This is a genomic window from Vibrio sp. D173a, assembly GCF_030248475.1.
On sequence record NZ_JAHGAH010001295.1, the window covers coordinates 1 to 597 of the forward strand.

The window sequence follows — 597 nt, forward strand, 5'->3', positions numbered from 1 at the left end:
TTTCGTATAGTCGGAAGAAGTTTTGGAATGTGATAGAAGCCAGCGTTTGGTTTTCGTTCTGAATCTTAACGCCTTCTTTCGCTTCCACAGCTTGGTGCAAGCCTTCAGACCAGCGACGACCTGGCATTGTACGACCAGTGTGCTCATCAACGATAACCACTTCGCCTTCTTCAGTAACGATGTAGTCGACGTTTTTCTCGAATAGTACGTGTGCACGCAGTGCTGCATGAACGTGGTGCAGTAGGCTGATGTTGGTTGGAGAGTAAAGCGTATCGCCCTCTTCCATCAGCCCGTTTTTCACCATTAGCTCTTCAACAAACTCTTGACCGTTTTCAGTCAGGTGAACCTGTTTCGATTTCTCGTCCATGGTGTAGTGACCTTCACCACGATACTCTTCTGAATCTTCTTTGTCTTGAAGTTCAAGATGAGGGATCAGCGTATTGATACGAGTGTAAAGATCTGAGCTATCTTCAGCAGGGCCAGAGATAATAAGAGGAGTACGAGCTTCATCGATTAGGATTGAGTCCACCTCATCGACAACCGCGAAGAAACGTTCGCGTTGCACACCGTCTTCAGCACGGAAAGCCATGTTGTCAC

The 597-nt window shown here is 47.2% G+C and carries 1 pseudogene; it reads right to left on the bottom strand.

Features of this window, described 5'->3' with window-relative positions:
- Window positions 1-597, bottom strand: a pseudogene (gene secA / locus KIV40_RS32945) (preprotein translocase subunit SecA); the annotation flags it as partial.